The 283-nt window shown below is 67.1% G+C and carries 1 pseudogene; it reads right to left on the minus strand.

The annotated features are described in order from the left end of the window. Positions 1–283: pseudogene (locus tag ABD323_RS42555) on the minus strand (hypothetical protein); the annotation flags it as partial.

The following is a 283-nucleotide window of genomic DNA, read 5'->3' on the forward strand; positions in this document are numbered from 1 at the left end:
TGGTCCGAGTGTTCGCCCGAGTAGCGGCTGTCGGGGTTCTCGTCCTGGAGCCGAAGGACGGTCGGTTGGTACGCCACCATCAACTGCCGCAGCACCTCGATGACGTCCTCGGCCGTGTAGGTCGACGGTCCGGACAACGGGCTGCCGTCCGGGACGACCGTGGTGTCGGTGCCGCCGGCCTGGACCTCGTCGAGCTGGGTGTCGTGCAGGTTGAGGAAGATCAGGTGCACCGGCCGTCCCTTGAGGACGAACCGTTCGACCTGCTTGCCCGCGAGCATCCACG

It is taken from the genome of Kitasatospora nipponensis, from assembly GCF_039528135.1.
GTDB classification, from domain to species: Bacteria; Actinomycetota; Actinomycetes; order Streptomycetales; family Streptomycetaceae; genus Kitasatospora; species Kitasatospora nipponensis.